This is a genomic window from Paenibacillus sp. (assembly GCF_048976745.1).
Lineage (GTDB): Bacteria > Bacillota > Bacilli > Paenibacillales > Paenibacillaceae > Paenibacillus.
This window is the reverse complement of record NZ_JBHGUU010000024.1, coordinates 413,858-431,814: the sequence shown is the minus strand read 5'-3', so window position 1 is coordinate 431,814 and position 17,957 is coordinate 413,858. Positions and strand designations below refer to the sequence as shown.

At 46.7% G+C, this 17,957-nt stretch carries 17 protein-coding genes; 13 read left to right on the top strand and 4 right to left on the bottom strand.

Features of this window, described 5'->3' with window-relative positions; genetic code table 11:
* Window positions 1-51 precede the first annotated feature (51 nt).
* Together pheT and zapA are read left to right on the top strand one after the other, a co-directional pair.
* A complete protein-coding gene (pheT, locus tag ACE3K2_RS27815; RefSeq protein ID WP_421897772.1) occupies window positions 52-2,505 on the top strand; it encodes a phenylalanine--tRNA ligase subunit beta in 2,454 nt (817 codons plus the stop codon).
* 138 nt (window positions 2,506-2,643) lie between these two features.
* The gene (zapA, locus tag ACE3K2_RS27810; RefSeq protein WP_421897769.1) at window positions 2,644-5,352 is read left to right on the top strand and encodes a cell division protein ZapA; all 2,709 of its coding nucleotides are present in this window, start codon (window positions 2,644-2,646) and stop codon (window positions 5,350-5,352) included.
* Between the two features lie 104 nt (window positions 5,353-5,456).
* On the opposite strand, the gene ACE3K2_RS27805 is transcribed toward zapA, so the two are convergent.
* Both ACE3K2_RS27805 and ACE3K2_RS27800 read right to left on the bottom strand, forming a co-directional pair.
* Window positions 5,457-5,843: a cytochrome C oxidase subunit II gene (locus ACE3K2_RS27805; protein WP_421897766.1), complete on the bottom strand. Its 387-nt coding sequence runs from the start codon at window positions 5,841-5,843 to the stop codon at window positions 5,457-5,459.
* 214 nt (window positions 5,844-6,057) lie between these two features.
* Window positions 6,058-6,417 (bottom strand): phage holin family protein, encoded by a 360-nt coding sequence (locus ACE3K2_RS27800; protein WP_017689637.1) that lies wholly within the window; start codon window positions 6,415-6,417, stop codon window positions 6,058-6,060.
* Between the two features lie 187 nt (window positions 6,418-6,604).
* Here ACE3K2_RS27800 and ACE3K2_RS27795 point away from each other — a divergent pair, with 187 nt between their 5' ends.
* From ACE3K2_RS27795 to ACE3K2_RS27780, 4 genes are all read left to right on the top strand, one after another.
* Window positions 6,605-8,971 carry an endonuclease MutS2 gene (locus tag ACE3K2_RS27795; protein WP_421897763.1) on the top strand — a complete coding sequence of 789 codons (2,367 nt, stop codon included), beginning with the start codon at window positions 6,605-6,607 and terminating at the stop codon, window positions 8,969-8,971.
* A gap of 113 nt (window positions 8,972-9,084) precedes the next feature.
* Window positions 9,085-9,462, top strand: a complete 378-nt coding sequence (locus ACE3K2_RS27790) for a DUF350 domain-containing protein (protein WP_421898503.1) — start codon at window positions 9,085-9,087, stop codon at window positions 9,460-9,462.
* Window positions 9,463-9,579: 117 nt separating this feature from the next.
* Complete coding sequence (locus tag ACE3K2_RS27785; protein WP_421897760.1) at window positions 9,580-10,146, top strand: hypothetical protein; 567 nt, start codon at window positions 9,580-9,582, stop codon at window positions 10,144-10,146.
* 131 nt (window positions 10,147-10,277) lie between these two features.
* The gene (locus ACE3K2_RS27780) at window positions 10,278-11,492 is read left to right on the top strand and encodes an MFS transporter (RefSeq protein ID WP_421897757.1); all 1,215 of its coding nucleotides are present in this window, start codon (window positions 10,278-10,280) and stop codon (window positions 11,490-11,492) included.
* An 89-nt stretch (window positions 11,493-11,581) separates the two neighbouring features.
* Here the strand turns inward: ACE3K2_RS27780 and ACE3K2_RS27775 are convergent, their stop codons facing one another.
* A complete protein-coding gene (locus tag ACE3K2_RS27775; RefSeq protein ID WP_421897754.1) occupies window positions 11,582-12,802 on the bottom strand; it encodes an NAD(P)/FAD-dependent oxidoreductase in 1,221 nt (406 codons plus the stop codon).
* Between the two features lie 97 nt (window positions 12,803-12,899).
* Here ACE3K2_RS27775 and ACE3K2_RS27770 point away from each other — a divergent pair, with 97 nt between their 5' ends.
* The 7 genes from ACE3K2_RS27770 (at window position 12,900) to ACE3K2_RS27740 (ending at window position 17,153) form a co-directional block, all read left to right on the top strand.
* Window positions 12,900-13,133, top strand: a complete 234-nt coding sequence (locus ACE3K2_RS27770; RefSeq protein ID WP_421897751.1) for a hypothetical protein — start codon at window positions 12,900-12,902, stop codon at window positions 13,131-13,133.
* A gap of 35 nt (window positions 13,134-13,168) precedes the next feature.
* Complete coding sequence (locus ACE3K2_RS27765; protein ID WP_017689630.1) at window positions 13,169-13,564, top strand: spore coat protein; 396 nt, start codon at window positions 13,169-13,171, stop codon at window positions 13,562-13,564.
* A 160-nt stretch (window positions 13,565-13,724) separates the two neighbouring features.
* Window positions 13,725-14,225, top strand: coding sequence for an Lrp/AsnC family transcriptional regulator (locus ACE3K2_RS27760; RefSeq protein ID WP_024628343.1), 501 nt, complete (start codon window positions 13,725-13,727; stop codon window positions 14,223-14,225).
* 13 nt (window positions 14,226-14,238) lie between these two features.
* Window positions 14,239-15,447, top strand: coding sequence for an aminotransferase class I/II-fold pyridoxal phosphate-dependent enzyme (locus ACE3K2_RS27755; protein ID WP_421897746.1), 1,209 nt, complete (start codon window positions 14,239-14,241; stop codon window positions 15,445-15,447).
* Window positions 15,448-15,635: 188 nt separating this feature from the next.
* On the top strand, window positions 15,636-15,857 hold the full coding sequence (locus ACE3K2_RS27750; RefSeq protein WP_176872852.1) for an aspartyl-phosphate phosphatase Spo0E family protein: 222 nt from the start codon (window positions 15,636-15,638) through the stop codon (window positions 15,855-15,857).
* A 164-nt stretch (window positions 15,858-16,021) separates the two neighbouring features.
* Window positions 16,022-16,573: a hypothetical protein gene (locus ACE3K2_RS27745; protein WP_421897743.1), complete on the top strand. Its 552-nt coding sequence runs from the start codon at window positions 16,022-16,024 to the stop codon at window positions 16,571-16,573.
* A gap of 37 nt (window positions 16,574-16,610) precedes the next feature.
* Window positions 16,611-17,153: a bifunctional adenosylcobinamide kinase/adenosylcobinamide-phosphate guanylyltransferase gene (locus tag ACE3K2_RS27740; RefSeq protein ID WP_421897740.1), complete on the top strand. Its 543-nt coding sequence runs from the start codon at window positions 16,611-16,613 to the stop codon at window positions 17,151-17,153.
* 85 nt (window positions 17,154-17,238) lie between these two features.
* Here ACE3K2_RS27740 and ACE3K2_RS27735 read toward each other — a convergent pair whose 3' ends face one another.
* A complete protein-coding gene (locus ACE3K2_RS27735; protein ID WP_421897737.1) occupies window positions 17,239-17,850 on the bottom strand; it encodes a DedA family protein in 612 nt (203 codons plus the stop codon).
* Window positions 17,851-17,957 lie beyond the last annotated feature (107 nt).

The window sequence follows — 17,957 nt, the reverse complement described above, 5'->3', positions numbered from 1 at the left end:
AAGCTTTATGAACCGGGAATACCAATTTATAGATGAAGGAAGTGAACGTCCATGAGAGTATCGACAGATTGGCTGTCTGATTATATTTCCCTTGAAGGTGTGACGCCACAGGAATTGGCGGAGAAAATCACCCGTGCGGGAGTCGAGATTGATGTAGTGGAAAATCGCAACAAGGGTGTGAATAAAGTTGTTGTAGGTTATGTGAAGAGCAAGGAGAAACACCCCGATGCAGACAAACTGAATGTATGTGTCATCGATGCCGGCCAAGAAGAAGATCTGCAGATCGTGTGTGGTGCGAAAAATGTGGATGCAGGCCAAAAAGTAGTCGTAGCTCTGGTGGGAGCGAAGCTCCCTGGTGGATTGGATATTAAAAAAGCCAAACTGCGCGGCGTTGTATCCCTTGGCATGATCTGTTCCGCCAAAGAGCTTGGCATGAACGATAAATTGCTGCCCAAAGATCAGCAGGAAGGTATTCTCGTTCTGCCGGAACAAACAGAGGTTGGCACGCCAATCAGCCAGGTTCTTGGTCTCGACGACCATGTACTTGAACTGGACCTGACACCGAACCGTTCTGACTGTCTCAGCATGCGTGGTGCGGCTTATGAAGTGGGTGCGATCCTGGGTCGTGAAGTGAAGCTGCCAAGTCCGAAAGACCAACTGGTTGAAGTGGGTGATGCAGCCGCGAATCATATCTCTGTAGAGATTAAGGCGCAGGAGCAATGCAGTCACTATGCAGCTCGTTATGTAACTGGCATTAAGCTGGGTGCTTCCCCGCTGTGGATGCAAAACCGTCTGATGGCCGCAGGTGTTCGTCCTATCAATAACATCGTTGATATCACAAACTATGTCATGCTGGAATACGGTCAACCGCTGCATGCATTCGATGCGGATAAGCTGGAAAAAGGCCATATTGAAGTGCGGATGGCCAACGAAGGTGAAACGATCGTTACGCTCGATGGCCAAGAGCGCAAGCTGGAGCCGCACATGTTGCTCATCACGGATGGCGTGAAACCTGTAGCCATCGCTGGGGTTATGGGTGGCGAGAATTCCGAGGTATCGGAAGGCACAGTGAACCTGCTCTTGGAGTCCGCCAAGTTTGACGGCGGAACCGTTCGGAAAACGTCGCGCCAACTGGGGCTGCGTTCCGAAGCAAGCATGCGTTTTGAGAAGGAAGTAGACCCGGGTGCGGTGATTACGGCTTTGGATCGTGCCGCTGAACTGATTCAGCGATATGCTGAAGGTGAAGTGCATCAGGGAATCGTGGAAGCTGGAGCGGAAGCTGCGGAGAAACGTGTCATTCAATTGTCCCTGGACAGACTGAATCGTTATCTGGGAACCGATCTTTCTTTGCTTGAGGTGAAAACGATCTTCGCTCGCTTGCACTTTGCATGTGGTGATGCAGATCAAGGATTGCTGGATGTGGAAGTACCTACACGCAGAGGGGATATTACGCTCGATGTAGACTTGTTTGAAGAGATTGCACGCCTGTACGGATACGACAACATTCCAACCACATGGATTGAAGGACCGACAACTCCGGGGGCATATACACGCTCTCAAGCCATGCGTCGCACCATTCGTGGATTGCTCTCAGGCAGTGGCTGGCAGGAAATGATCAGTTACTCCTTTGTACACCCGGATAAAGCGACATTGTTCCCGGCATTAACACAAGGCAGTAAAGCCGTAAAACTCGCGATGCCTATGAGTGAGGACCGCAGTGTGCTTCGTACGAGTATTTTGCCGCAAATGCTGGATGCTGCGGTGTATAACATGAACCGTAAACAGGATTCACTCGCTGTATTTGAAGTGGGCAATGTGTTCTTCACCGAAGAAGACCAGTTGACTAAGCAACCGCATGAGATCCCAGTACTGGGGCTGCTGCTCACCGGGAATCGTGCAAGCCAGCAATGGAATGTTGGAGCGGAGAAAGTAGACTTCTTTGATCTGAAAGGTGCACTTGAGCATCTGTTCGCCTATGTGGGGCTTGAACAACGCATTCGCTTGGTAGCAAACAGCCCTGAAGGATTCCATCCGGGACGTTCCGCATCGGTTTATCTGGAAGGCAAGGATGGTGGGGAAGGCACATTGATCGGTACAATGGGTCAATTGCATCCGGAACTGCAACAGCAGTATGATCTGAATGATGTGTACATCGCAGAAATTGCACTTGAATCGATCTACAGTGAAGCAGACGCTCATATTCGTTATCGTGAACTTCCACGTTTCCCAGCCATGGAACGTGATATCGCGGTTGTTGTGAATGAGGATATTGAAGCGGGAGATATGCTGCGCGTCATTCGTGAATCGGCGGGTGAATTGTTACAAACCGTACAGGTATTCGATGTGTTTACTGGCAGTAAACTGGGTGAACACAAGAAGAGCGTGGCGATGGCACTGGTATACCGGAATCGTGAACGTACACTGACCGATGAGGAAGTTACTGAAGTTCATGCCCGTGTCGTGGCTCGTCTGGAAGAGCAATTCGGAGCGGAATTGCGTAAATAGGACAAAAGAAGATTTTTTGAACAAAGATTAGCAGGAATTGTTTGAAGTCACATCGAATCCTTAGCATTAGAGGATCGATGTGACTTTTTTGTGATTACAGCTTAGAATCAACATACAGACTTGAAGGAGGGCACAACTGTGACTACACCTGATCGTACACGCGTCACCGTAGAAATCTACGGGACTTCCTATAAACTGGTTGGCAGCAGTGCCGACTATATGAAACAAGTAGCTAACCTGGTAGATGAGCGTATGGGCGCAATCTCCAAGCAAAATTCCCGTCTGGATACTCCGCGTATTGCGGTACTGGCGGCTGTACATATGGCTGAACAGTCTCTTCAGACTCAGGAAATCCGTAATGAACTGAAGATGCTTACTGGAGAACGTACAGAACTGAGAAACGAATTGAATCGGTTGAACGCCATACAAAATGAACATCAAAAAGAATTGGAACGACGTGACCAGGCTCTTGCTGAATTGCAGAAGCTGAAGCTTGAAGCAGAGCAGGCGCTGCAAAAGGCTGAAACGGACAAGCAAGCAGAAATGGCAAAGTTAAATTCATTGCTTGAGCAGGAGCGTGCCCAGGCCACAGAGCGATTGCAGAAATTGCAGGCTCAAGCTACGGCACAACTCAAGGAAGCAGAAGCCAAGGGAACGAGACAGCTGAAGGAAATGGAAGAAAAAGCGGCAAATCAGCTTAAAACTGCACAGGCACAGGCCGCTTCTCAGCTAAAAGAAGCTCAGAACCGTTCTGCAGCCGAATTGCAGCAGGCGCAAGCCAAAGCTGCGGCGCAATATAAGGAATTGCAGGACAAGGCTGCAGCTCAATTAAAAGCAGTCGAAAGCCGTGCTGTTGCAGAACGTCAACAAATTGAAGCCAAGGCTGCACAGCAGGTTCAGACAGCCAAGGAAGAAGCCGAGTCCGCCATTCTGTTAGAGTTGGAACAGGCTGAGAACAACCTGAAGAAAGCTCAGGAGGAAGCAGCGCTGCAATATAACGAACTTCAGCAACAGATGGAACTTCGGCTCCAGCAGGTTGAAGAAAAAGCGCTGGAACAGACTAAGGCTCTGACGGATCAGGCGAATCAGGAGCGGACTGCCTTGCAGGAACAAGCGGAGCAGAAGCGCCTGAATCAGATAAACCAATTAAATGCGGAGTTCAAAGCATTATCCGAACAGTCAGAACTCGAATGGATGGAGAAAGAAGCAGCTCTCGAGGAACAATTGCAACAAGCCAAGGAAGCCGCAGCATCTCAGGCAACGGAAGCGGCTGCGGCGGCAGAAGCCGTATTGCAAGAAGAACGAAGCAAGCTCAAGCAGCAGCTTGAGGAACAACGTAAACAGGCGGAGTCTCGACTGTTAGATGTCGAAGAGCAATTGGAAGAAGTGATGACCCAGCTCATCAGTGCACAGGACATGGTTGCAGAGCAAGAACAGCAGCTTCAACACGAGCGTGGTCAATTGGAAACGTTGCGTCATGAGCATGGGGTCCGTAAACAGGAGCAGGAAGTTCAGAGTCGCCGAATTACGGAACTGGAGCAGCAACTGGAGCAGTTGAAAGAGGACCGTTCTCAGTTGCAGGAGCTTCTGCGTGAAACGGAGCAGGCTGCCCAGCAATCCCGTGATTCACAGGAACAATGGAAACAGAAGTATAATGAAACTGTGGATAGAGAAACTTCTCTTACTGCTCAGCTGCGCAAACTTCAGGAGCAGCACGCACAGCTTGAACAGGAAGTTCAAAAGCTTCGTGAGGCTGAAGTGAAGTCGGAAGAGGAACAGCGCAGGTTGCATAAGGTGCTTGAACAGGCTCATGCCGCAGTGCGCACATTGCAGAATGAGATTGGCACGCTTACGGAACGTGAGCAATCCTGGAAAGACCTTGCTGAGCAGCGATTGGCTGAGATTGGGGACCTGGAGAACCAGATTCTCGAAGTTGCTGAACAAAATGAAACGTTGGAGTCTGGTGTGCAATCTCTTCATGATGAATTGTCCGTAGTGAAGGAAGAGTCTCGTTTCAACCATGAAGAAGCTGTGCAATACCAGAAGGACGCAGAAATTTTGGAAGAGAAACGCAAAGAGCTTGAAGTTGAGCTCAATGTTGTCCGGGAAGAGCTGAACCGACTTCAGGATAATTATAAACAAATCCGTAACGATTACAGTGATGCATTACAACGTGAAGAGAATTACAGCTCCAAGATTGATGAGTTGAGCACGGAGAAGCAAGAAATTGTGAGGGCGCTTGAAGAAGCAAGACAGTCTTCAGCTAAACTTTCCGAGCGCTACTCCGAGCAAGAGAGCCGGCTCGCCCAGACCGAGGAAGAAGCGTTGGAGTGGCAGATCAAACACGAAGAACTGTCAGCCAAACAGGCCGAGTTGTCATCCCGTCTGGAGCAGATGACGAGACGTGAAGAAGAACTCCGCTCCAGCGTTGCACAAGCGGAGCAGAATGACCAAGTGTGGCAACGCCGGGCAGATGAATGGGCGGCTCAGGAGCAATCCTGGCAGGAACGCTGGGCTGCACTTGAGAATGAACTGACCGTTTGGAAGAAAGAAAGTGCTGCAAGTAGCGAGTTGCTGGAGGGACTGGAGCAAGAACGACAGCAGCTGGACAAGTTACGTGCAGAAGCGACCCAAGAGAAAGAGATCATGGAAACTGAACTGCTTGAGATGGGGGAGCGTTACGAACTAGCGGCGAATCAATTACGTTTGTTACAGGTTGAACGTGAAATGGAGCAGGAGAAGGCAGAGCAGCTGAATACGGAATATCGTCAGTTGCATGATGAATATACGAAGTTGCAGACGGAATATAACGAATGGATTGAATTGATTGAACAGGACCAGACCTAGCGGAATGAATGGAGCAGAACTGGCTCGTGGGCAACGTACTCTGGTACAATTTGTTATACTAAAGAAGGAGCTCCCGTCGCTGCGGGGGCTCCTTGTCTTGAAACTTATTCTTCAACGATAATTTTGGAGATCATGCTGCTGTGTCCTGAACCACAGAAGACAGAACAGGACATTTCAAACTCACCAACTTTGTCCGGGGTTATGACTTTGGAGCTATTTCTGGTATCCAGTTGAAGATTCAGCTCAGGCACAAGTATACCGTGATTTCCGTTTACATTTTCATAAACAATGTTAACCGGAACGCCTTTTTTAAGACGGTACTCAGGTTGATCGAATTCGTAGTTGCTTGCCTTGATGACCAGTTCTTCACTGGCTGTAACTTCAGCATCGGATCCATTACTGTCAGATTCTGCGGACTGTTTCGCCGCTCCACACGCAGTGAGGACCAGAATTAACATACAGGCAGCGAGCCATCTTATGCCTTTCTTCATCATGTGCCTCCTTAAGCTTGATATGGATAAAATTTGAATGATTGCTCCAGTCATCATACCGCATTATGTGGATGCCTGTACACGCTGCGTATGTCGTTTTTTTGAAAATTGTACGTGTACGGCAGAGTGTTACTACCCGAATGAAATAAACCTCTTCCGGCACTGGGCCTTCAGAGGTTTAATAGAATTCATGGGGACGTTGGTGGGAGTTAGATTAACTTTTGGAGCTTCGTCCGGCATCAAAAGGGGTGGATACCGGGATGAAAAGATCGATAATCCCGATGACCAGCGCAGCGAGAATGGCACCGAGCAGGCTGACTTCAACATGATCTACAACATATTGACCAAGCCAAATTACCAGTGCGCTAACGATAAATCCGACAATACCGCGACCAAACGGGTTGACCCTTTTGCCGAAGATACCTTCAACGATCCAGCCGAGCAGGGCAATGACGAGAGCAAGCAGCAGGGCGCTCCAGAAGCCACCAACGGCGAATCCGGGAACGATCCAGCTGACCACCATTAATACAATTGCGGCGATAATAAATCGCACGACATGTCCCAGGAAATTCATGGTGTTTACCTCCTTTTATTCGGATTGAACTGAGCAGGACAACTCCAAGGGGATGGAGAGGTTGCACAATCCTGACACCTGTAGTTTGTGGTGGTATGGTTTAAGTTATGTGTGGAAGGATTCGTTAAATAGCGTAAGAAAGTTTCTTTCGTTATAATACAGATATAGTTTGGAAGGAGTTGTACACTTGGACACGAAAATTTTACACACACTGGAATATCGCAAAATTTTAAATACATTGCTTAGCTTTGCCCAGACGACCATGGGAAAAAAGAAAGCGGAGCAACTTGAACCCAGCAGTGAGCTGGAAGAAGTGAAGCGATTGCTGCAGCAAACCGATGAAGCCTTCACATTTGATCGCCTGAAAGGTTCACCTTCGTTTGGGGGGATTGTAGATATTACGGCTTCCATTAAACGTGCTGAAATTGGAGGCACACTTAACCCTCACGAACTTTTGGGAATATCCAATACAACCTTTGCAGCGCGTCGATTGAAACGTCAGATTGGTACTTTACATGAAGATGAGCCCATCGAATCACTGTTTTATATCAGTGATCAACTGTCAGAGCAAAAAACACTTGAGGATGCCATCAAAATCTGTATTGACGATAATGCAGAGGTTGCCGACAGTGCAAGCGTAACATTGGCACAGATTCGTCGTGAGTTGCGAGGCGGAGAAGCGCGGATTCGTGAAAAACTGGATTCCATGATTCGCTCCTCTACCGTATCCAAAATGTTGCAGGATCAGCTCATAACCATCAGAGGAGACCGTTTTGTTATCCCGGTGAAAGCTGAATATCGTTCGTATTTTGGCGGGATTGTGCACGATCAGTCCGGTTCGGGTGCAACATTGTTCATTGAGCCGGAATCGATTGTTGCGATGAACAACAAATTACGCGAAACCCGGATTCGGGAAGAACGCGAAATAGAAATTATTTTGCAGAAATTGACGGCGCTTGTCAGTGAGCAGGGAGAATGGCTGTTGTATGATGTCGACTTGCTGGGATCACTTGATTTTATCTTTGCCAAAGCACGTCTGGCTCGTGAATTGAAAGCAACATTGCCACGCATGAATGACCGCGGGTTCATCAAACTTAAAAAAGGCCGGCATCCGCTGATAGCGATCGAAAACGTGGTTCCAATCGATATTGAGCTGGGCAATGATTACACATCCATTATCGTGACAGGTCCGAATACGGGTGGTAAGACGGTAACACTCAAAACGATTGGATTGCTGAGCTTGATGGCGATGTCCGGTTTATTTGTTCCGGCTGAGGACGGCAGTCAGCTATGTGTATTTGATGCGATCTATGCAGATATTGGGGACGAGCAGAGTATCGAGCAGAATCTGAGTACGTTCTCCAGTCATATGACCAACATCATTCGCATTCTGAAAAACATGACGCCGAAAAGTTTGGTATTGCTTGATGAACTTGGCGCAGGGACAGATCCGGCTGAAGGTTCCGCACTGGCCATCTCGATGCTGGAGCATATGCACCGGACAGGATGTCGCATGGTTGCGACCACCCACTACAGTGAGCTGAAAGCATACGCATATGAGCGTAAAGGTGTCATTAATGCCAGCATGGAATTTGACATCAATACACTGAGTCCAACCTATCGCCTTCTGGTAGGTGTACCTGGACGAAGTAATGCATTTGCCATTGCGGAGCGACTGGGACTGCCGGGTTACATTCTCGACTACGCCCGTGGCGAAGTGAAGGAAGAGGACCAACGAATTGAACATATGATCGCATCTCTTGAAGAGAACCGTCTTACGGCTGAACAAGAGCGTGAGAAGGCAGAGAGCTTGCGCCAGGATATGGAGAAATTACGCAGTCGTCATCAGAGTGAACTGGAGAAGCTGGAACAGCAGCGTGATCGCCGGATTGAAAAAGCAGAAGAGGATGCACGCAGCATTGTGGACAAGGCTCGTGCGGAAGCGGAGAAAATTATAGCGGATCTTCGCCTGTTGGCTATGGAAGAAGGAGCTTCCGTCAAGGAGCACAAACTCATTGCTGCCCGCAAACAGCTGGACGAGGCTGAACCGGAGAAACGCAGGAAAACGGTCAAGAAGACGACAACAGCGCCGAAGACACGTGCCATTGGTCCTGGGGATGAAGTGCTTGTGTATAGTTTGAATCAAAAAGGTCATGTTGTAGAGATGTCGGGCAGCAAAGACGCTATGGTACAACTGGGGATTATGAAAATGAAAGTATCTCTGGATGACCTGGAACTACAGCAATCAGCTCCCACAGCCAAACCGAAGCAAAAACCGGTAACGGGTATGAAACGCACACGTGATGACAATGTGAAAAGTGAATTGGATCTGCGTGGCACCAACCTGGAAGAAGCCCTGATGGAGACAGACCGATTCATTGATGAAGCTTTTCTTGCCAACCTGGGCCAAGTTTATATTATTCACGGTAAAGGTACAGGAATTTTACGTTCCGGTATTCAGGATTACCTGCGTAAGCATAAACATATTAAAAGTTACCGGCTGGGCAATTACGGAGAAGGCGGAAATGGTGTGACCGTCGCAGAATTGGAATAGCCGGTCCATGAATCAATGATATTCTGCGACCTTATTCATGAAGGCCGCAGATGGGGAGAGGGGAACGGTGCGTGAAAGAAAGCATTGACCAATTGCTGTCTCATCCCTTGGGGATGGTACTCGGTTTTTTCTCGGTAGCGATTATGGAGCTGCTTGTATTTCTGGCTTGCTTCGAACTGGTGACCAAGTATAAATGCTGGACTGAGATCAAGAAGGGTAATGTGGCCGTTGCGATGGCTACAGGAGGCAAGATCTTCGGGATCTGCAACGTACTGCGGTTCTGCATACAAGCCAAATCTTCAGTGTATGAAGCCATGACGTGGTCATTTGTAGGGTTTATTCTTCTGATCATTGCCTATTTTTTGTTCGAATTCCTGACACCCGTGTTCTCCATTGATAAGGAGATCGAAGCGGATAACCGAGCTGTCGGATTGATATCCATGATTATTTCAGTCTCGCTGTCGTTTGTTATCGGCGCGAGCATTATCTAGGGGGACCAGTCATGAAGATATTGATACGGATTCTGTTTGCGGCATCGATCGTGTTTTTTGCCATCGGTGTGATCTATGTAATGAATACATGATATGAAAGAGAAAGGTTGATTCAATATGGAAACAACAATATGCCCTTGGTGTCACACGGAAATTGTATGGGATGAGGAACTTGGTCCTGAAGAAGAGTGTCCATACTGCCACAATGAATTAAAGGGATATCGAACCCTCAACATTAACATCGGTGACGAAGAGAACGATGAAGCTGAGGACGACATCTATGATGTGGATGATGTAAAGGATGAGGAACAGACTACGGATCTTACAGATCTGTGGGGGGATGAAGTTGAACTCAAATTGCCGGAGTTGCGAACATTGACCAAATATGCGGATGAAGGTAATGACCTCATTCAGTATGAACAAGGTGTCCAGAAGCAACTTGATCATCAGGAAGAAGTGCCGGAGTGCCCGAATTGCCGGGAATTCATGATTCTCGCAGGTACGCAAGCTGCAACACAGGATAACTTCATGCCAGTTGCTAACGCAGCTTCAGGCGAAGGGGCACTATTGTCACCACCGTTTAAGGTGTTGACCTATGTATGCTCGGGATGTTTCCAAGTTCAATACAGTTTGTCTGAGGAGGATCGTTTGCGTATGATTAAGAACCTGAGTACGCAGGAATAAGTGTTTCGTAGATAAGAACCACAATTTCAAAGTAATCCTAAAGATTCATCATGTTTTCCTCTGGCTTGGGGTACGTTAACCCTAAGACCTACCTGTACACAGTTCACATCAGGTGGATGAAGGAGGAGCAGATGAAGATTACTTTAGGCCGACAATCCATTCTGCTTTTGGGCGTGAATGGATTGTTTGCGTTAGCCGGAGCGCTGTCGGGAACCTTTTTGAATGTGTTTCTGTGGAAAAGCCGTCCGGATTATGCCATGTTAGGGTGGTTCACTCTCAGCCAGCAACTGGCCATTGGACTAACGTTCTGGCTTGCTGGCAAATGGGTCAAGGAACACAATAAAATGAGTGCACTACGACTAGGTACTGCGCTGTCCGGCATATTTTATATGATCGTCCTCTGGGCTGGTTCCCAAGCTGTAGACTGGATATGGCCTCTGGGTATACTACTAGGTTGTTCCCTGGGGCTATTCTGGATTGCATTTAATGTTGTGTATTTTGAAATAACGGATCGGGAAAACAGGGATCTATTCAATGGTTGGGTGGGGTTACTTGGTTCGATGACAGGAATTATAGGTCCCTGGTTCTCTGGTCTGATTATTACTCGCATGACAGACAACACAGGATATCGGCTCATCTTCACGGTATCACTCGTCTTTTATGTCATAGCGGTAGTCTTCAGTTTTTTTCTGAAAAAAAGAAAGGTGAGCGGTACATACCGCTGGTCTGAACCCTGGATACAGCTATCCAAGCCGGAGAGTCCCTGGAGGACCCTAGCCGTGGGTTTGTTCGCTCAGGGCGCAAGGGAAGGTGTCTTTGCCTTCCTGATAGCACTCCTTGTATATGTGGCCACAGCACAGGAGTACAAATTGGGGCAGTTCTCACTCATCACTTCAGCTGTGGCACTCGTAAGTTATTGGGCAGCCGGAAAATGGTTCAAACCGCAGTACAGATCGAAAGGCATGTTGATCGGCGCGCTCATTCTGCTCGTTGTGCTCCTTCCTCTTCTCTGGAAAGTAACCTACGGTACGCTGTTAATCATGGGGATTGGGAGTGCTGTTGCGATGCCGTTGTATGTACTGCCAATGATCTCGGCGGGATTCGACATGATGGGCACGAGTGGCGAAAATGTGGAGAAAAGGGTTGAACTTGTCGTATTGAGAGAGTTATGCCTGATGCTTGGCAGACTAAGTGGTTTGGTCATATTCATTGTGACGGTCATAAATAACCCATCTCTACGCATGTTAACCTGGCTTATTATTGTCCTCGGGGCTTCTCCGCTAATCGGATGGATTTTCATGCGCAAATTATTGAACCGAACACAAGGGCAAGAGCCCGCGGCTTAGCAGACTTTCATATATATAAACAGGGTACAGCTGCGGGAAAGGAAAACTTTCCTTATGCTGTACCCTGTTTGTATTGATTCATTTGCATGTTACACAGGAGATGGTTTACTTGTACGTGTCAGTGAGAACAGGTTCATATCAGGATTTGGTTTGCCCGTAATGGCATCCACAATGAAGGAAGCAGCAATCATGCTGTATACGGTCCCGTTACCTCCATACCCTTCTACAAAATATGAATGTGGATAATCGGGATGTGTACCGATCAAAGGGAGGCCATCATTCGTGTTACCAAACACGGCACCCCAGGCATAATCGACTTCAAGGTCATCTAAAAGGAAATAGGAACGGACCTCTTCAAGGAGTGTATCTCCCCGGTGCTTAGCCCGTATTTCACGTTGATCCTCCCGAGGTGTTTCTTCATCCAAACCACCTGCAATGATTCGTCCGTCTGGAGTTGTTCGCATATACAAATATGGGCGCGCTGTCTCCCAGATCATGCTGTGTTCAAACCATTCACTAAGATCAGACAAGGGTTTGGTAGCAATCGCATAGGTCGTTTTCAGATAGGCGCCACGATCCTTTTTGATGTCCTGTGTCTCGTAACCGGCAGCAAATACGACCTTTTTGGCACGGATTTTACCGTTGGAAGTGTGGCATAATACACCATCTTCATCGTATTCACAGTGTATCATCTCTGTCTGACCATAAATTCTAGCGCCACGTTTATTTGCGGATTCAAACAAGGCATGAACAAAACGATAGGGGTTCACTTCCGCATCTCCCATGGTGTACAGTGCAGCGGGTTTGCTGAAGGGGAAATGTGAGCTTATTCTATCGGCATCCCACAGTTCAGCTTCAAAACCATAACGTTTCAAGGTCTGATATTCTTCCTCCAAAAGGACTACATCATCTTCACTGCTTGCAAAACAAAGACTTGTTCGCGGGATAAACCAAGGGTCTGTATCCAGACTGCCTGCAATGTGAGTAAGCTGTTGCATGGCTTCACGACAAAGCTCATAAAAACGTACGCCTGTTGCTTCACCAAAAGTGTTAATACATGAGGTTAGTGTTTTGTCATTGGTATATTGTAAAAGACCAGTATTGGCAGAACTGCTGCCGTGGGCAATGTCTCGTTTATCAATGACAACTGTGTTAACACCCTGTTCCGTGAGTAGTTTAGATATGAGTGCGCCTCCCATGCCCCCACCAATGATGAGGCAGTCACAAGAGATGTCTTCTTGTAGCGGAGAATAATTAAATGTTGAATTGAAAGTGGAGGGCCAGAAAGGTGTGCCATAGACCAGATCCATTAGAAACATCTCCTTTATAATTAAAATTTGTATACTTTTGTGTGACCGGGTTAACAATAATTGCGCATAAACTTTATGCCGAGGAGGCCATCGAAACATGCAGAATCATACGATGCAAGCGCTGAGTCCCAAGGAATTGAACTACATTGCGGACTCTATCACCAATGAAGAACTGCTGATTAAGCAGTGTGCAGCCACAGCTTCCATCACACATAATCCACAAATTCAACAAGCATTGAATCACTATGTTCGCTCACATGAACAGCATCTGAACACGCTTGTTAATGCGCTGCAGCAACATCAGTCTCTCGCACCTACGCAAGTTCAGTAATTGAAGACAACCCTAACTGTATAGGAGGAAAACGCATGTATTCTCAATCTTTATCATCTAATGGCGCTTTTATGCAGGAGCAGGATCTGCTGAAGTCGATTCTTGCAGATTTAAGACGAACCTCGCGCGAATATACAACTGCGACAACGGAAGCTTCCTGCCCCATGACACGTCGAATGTTCACAGACCTGACCAACGATACCCTAAGATTACAAGGGGAACTGTTTAATCTGATGCAGCAAAACAACATGTACTCTGTTTCGTCCAAGGCACTGCGTCAGGATGTGGACAAGCAAATTCAGTCCGCCCACCAGACCCAACAGAAGTGTCAGCAGTTCATTCAGGAAAAGAATACGCAGAACAGTTCATATAGCCAAGCTCCTAATGTGTCTCAGCATCAACCGAATTACGGTAACCCTTATTACATGTAACCTTTGCAAAAGAGGTTTGAAGCACCTAACGTTCCAGGACCATACCACCGCTTGCCCGAATTCAGGGCAGGCGGTCTTTTGTCTATGCATCAACGTTAAATTCATGTAATATAAGTATTAATTCATTTTCAGGAACCTGGATGACGCTGGAGGGAAAACCATGAAAGATTTGAACGATCTGCAATTAAAAGTGCTGGATCTGTTGAAGGAAGACGCGAGAAGGACTCCCGCACTGCTGTCGACGCTGCTGGGGGAGTCGGAAGACAAGATCAAAAACGCCGTGGCACAGCTTGAACAAGACCACGTCATCGTGAAATACGCAACCGTCGTGAACTGGAGCAAAATAGATGATGAAAAAGTAACGGCCCTGATTGAGGTGCAGATCACGCCGGAGCGTGGTCGTGGCTTTGAAGGGATTGCTGAACGCATTTATCTCTATCCGCAAGTGAAGTCCGTATATCTCATGTCAGGTGCATACGATCTGCTCGTTGAAGTGGAAGGTGGCAACCTGCGTGAAGTCGCTAATTTTGTGTCGGAGAAACTGTCTCCGATAGACTCTGTACTTTCAACCAAAACGAATTTTATTCTTAAAAAATATAAACAGGACGGGATTATCTTTGAAGACCATCAGGAAGACAACCGTCTCATGATCTCGCCGTAAAGGAAGATGTGTCATGATAGTGAATGAACAGACAACCGGGAACAACAAGAAAATGACATCTTATCTGGCACCCCTCGTGCAGCAGATACCTCCATCCGGAATTCGTAAATTTTTTGATCTGGTTGGAGACAACAAGGATATTATTACATTGGGTGTGGGGGAACCAGATTTTGTTACACCTTGGCATATGCGTGAAGCCTGTGTCTACTCTTTGGAACGAGGCATGACTAGCTACACTTCCAACGCAGGTATGCCAAAGCTGAGAGAAGCCATTAGTGAATACCTGGATACACAGTTTGATACCAAATACGATCCCAAGGATGAGATTATTGTTACCGTGGGTGGCAGTGAAGCGATTGATCTGGCTTTGCGCGCATTAATCGTACCAGGCGACGAGATTCTCATTCCTGAACCTTCATACGTGGCGTATTCACCAATCGCTTCCATCGGTGGCGGTATACCGGTTGGTGTTGAAACCTATGCGAAAGATCAGTTCAAGTTAACGGCCGAAGCTCTTGAAGCTGGCATCACACCGAAGTCGAAAGTGGTTATTCTGTGTTATCCGAGTAATCCCACTGGAGCCATCATGACGTATGAAGAGTGGCTCCCTATTGCTGAAGTGATTAAAAAGCATGATCTGATTGTGATCGCTGATGAAATTTACGCTGAATTGACGTATACGCAAAAACATGTTAGCTTTGCAGCGATTCCTGACATGAAGGAGCGGACCATTCTCGTCAGTGGATTTTCAAAGGCTTTTGCAATGACAGGTTGGCGGATTGGTTACATGTGTGGTCATCCTGAACTTATTGCAGCCATGCTCAAAATCCATCAGTATACAGTCATGTGTGCACCGGCCATGGGTCAGGTTGCTGCACTTGAGGCATTGACGAACGGTTTGGGTGAGAAAGATCGGATGGTAGAATCGTATAATCAGCGTAGACGTTTGATTGTGCAGGGATTCAGGGATATTGGACTTGAATGCCATGAACCTCAGGGAGCATTTTATGCATTCCCGAGCATTCAAAAGACGGGTATGAGTTCCGACCTGTTTGCTGAGCGATTGTTAACGGAGAATAAAGTTGCTGCTGTTCCCGGCAATGTTTTTGGCCCTCAGGGTGAAGGTTTCTTGCGCTGTTCTTATGCTACTTCTGTAACCCAATTGAATGAAGCATTGGAACGAATCGGAAACTTTGTTTACAAACTGCAAAAAGAGGGTTAATACTAAAGTAAAATCGTTTCACAAATCCAACATTATTATCGTTGGAAAAAAATAACTTTCTTTTACAAAATAATGTGATATAATTTCAATTTGAAATAAGTTTTCATATATTTGGAAGCCATTTTTCCAAGGAGGGGTTAGCTTTGTTTTGTGTTGAATATGATTTACCGACGATTCGTGGGCACGTTCTGGCAGAAGGCGATCATGGCGACCGATGGTCGGTGAAACCCGATAACGCATCTTTGCATGACATTTCCTTGGAAGATGAAATTCATATGCTTCGTCGCAAGATGGAACAGATCTTCCTCGAAGAGAAATCATTCACATCCGATATTGTAATTGAAATTAGCAGTTTGCTGGATTTAAAGATTAATGAATATATGAAGGCTAACCCGATTAAAGGAAAATAACGTTTATGCTGAATTGAAACGTTTCATTAATCGAATTAGAAGGAGACCTGAGAGGGTCTTCTTTTTGTGTGTAAAGGTAGGGTAATCCCCCGATAAGCCAGGTTATTTTTTTGCGTGGAACAATTGTGATATATTGGACATAGGAGACTAAAGGGGGAACTGGAATGAAGAGATTTTGGGGGCTTACTGCGATCATTTCTATCGTTTTTCTGCTTGCTGGTTGTGGAGGTAAAGATGGATTTTCCATTTTTATTATTGATAACCAAGGAAATCCATCTGTAATCTCAGAACAGTTACAGGCCAATCTGCAACAGAAACTGGGTGAGGAACCCAAGGTGGAAGTGATCACCAGTGCGATGTATGATGTTCAGAAAATTATGGTAGAGTATGCGGCTGGAGGACATGATATCTTCATTTTGCCAGAAGCTGACATGAAACAATACGGAAGTAATGGCTCCAATGTTCCGCTGGATGATACGTTTGATCCCAAGAAGTATGAACGGGGGGTATTTGAGGGTGGAGTATTGGTTGAGAAGGGTGAAGGAGATGGAGGTTCAGATCTCAAGCAAGAATCTCATCTTTACGGCATTCCACTTGAAGATATGAAAATGTTTAAAGATGTAGAATATGCTGCGAGCAATTTGTTCGCCACCATTCCAGTGTCATCTTCCAATGTCGAAGAATCCAAGAAAGTGCTGAAGGCGCTGACAGAGTAAAGAAAATTCAGAATGGCTATGGAAGGAGGGAAGCGGATTGCTGATTACGGTCACAGGCGGCATAGGTAGTGGTAAAACCAGGTTTGCCCTCAAGTACGCAGCCGGGATTAGCCGGGAGGGTGTATATTTATCCACTGGTGATCATGATCCCGTTATTCCCGAATTGCCATCCGCTCATTATCGTGCCATTCATGCCGGGAACGGTCAGCATCTGACAGAGGTGATCACCCAGATTAATCGGGAATCCAATCTGTTTTTGGCGGATCAGCGAATTGTAATTGTAGACAGTCTGACTTCCTGGATGGCTGCCGGTTTCAGGGCAACAGAGGATCTGAATCATCAGCGTTCAGAGACACAGCTTTTGCTTGATGCGTTATTGTCTTATCAGGGGAAGTTGCTTGTGATTACCAATGAAATGCATGGCACATTGCATCCTACCGAGGAAGAACGAATATTTACAGCGAGAATGGCTTCGGTTAACCGGATGCTGCAGCAACATGCTGAAAAGATGTACATGCTGGTATCTGGTCTGGCTATCGATCTTAAGAGTCAGGGCATGCGAAATGAAGATGAACGATAGCGAGATGACATAGACGGGTGACATAAAGAAGCCTCCTTAACCACGAAATGGTGGCGAGGAGGCTATATTTATTAATCTATCCTTTTTATTTCTGTTTTTTGCTACGTCTGATCCACCAGATGATACATCCGATGACAATGATGGCAAGAATGACGTACACTACAATGGAATAAACGTCCATAAAGTGCAAAATGCTCTCCCATGATGCGCCAAGCGCAGCACCAATGCAGACAAGAATGATATTCCAGATCAATGTACCAATGGTTGTAAAAAGAAGGAATAAACCAAATTTCATATTGGACATGCCTGCGGGAATGGAGATCAGACTACGGACGAGGGGAACCATTCGGCAGAATAATACGGTCCACATACCATATTTGTCAAACCATGCATCGACACGGTGAATATCCTCTTTTTTGATGCGCAGAACATGTCCCCAACGTTCCACAATTTTCTCAAGGCGTTCGACGTCAATGAGTAGGCCAATACCATACAGCAACACAGCACCAAGGACGGAGCCGATGGTTGCGGCGATAATCACACCTGGAAGAGTGAGACTGGTATAGGTGGTCATGAATCCGCCAAACGGCAAGATGATTTCGGATGGAATTGGGGGAAATACGTTCTCAAGAGCAATAATGAGTGCAATGCCTATGTAGCCGTATTGTTCCATGAAATCGGTTATCCAGTTTTGCATAATCGTCTCCTTTACTTTTGGTTTCCTTCGATTTGTCGTATACTCGGCAGAGCACACCAATTCTTATATACGTGTAAAGCGATAGACGGGTTTCTGAAAAAATGGCA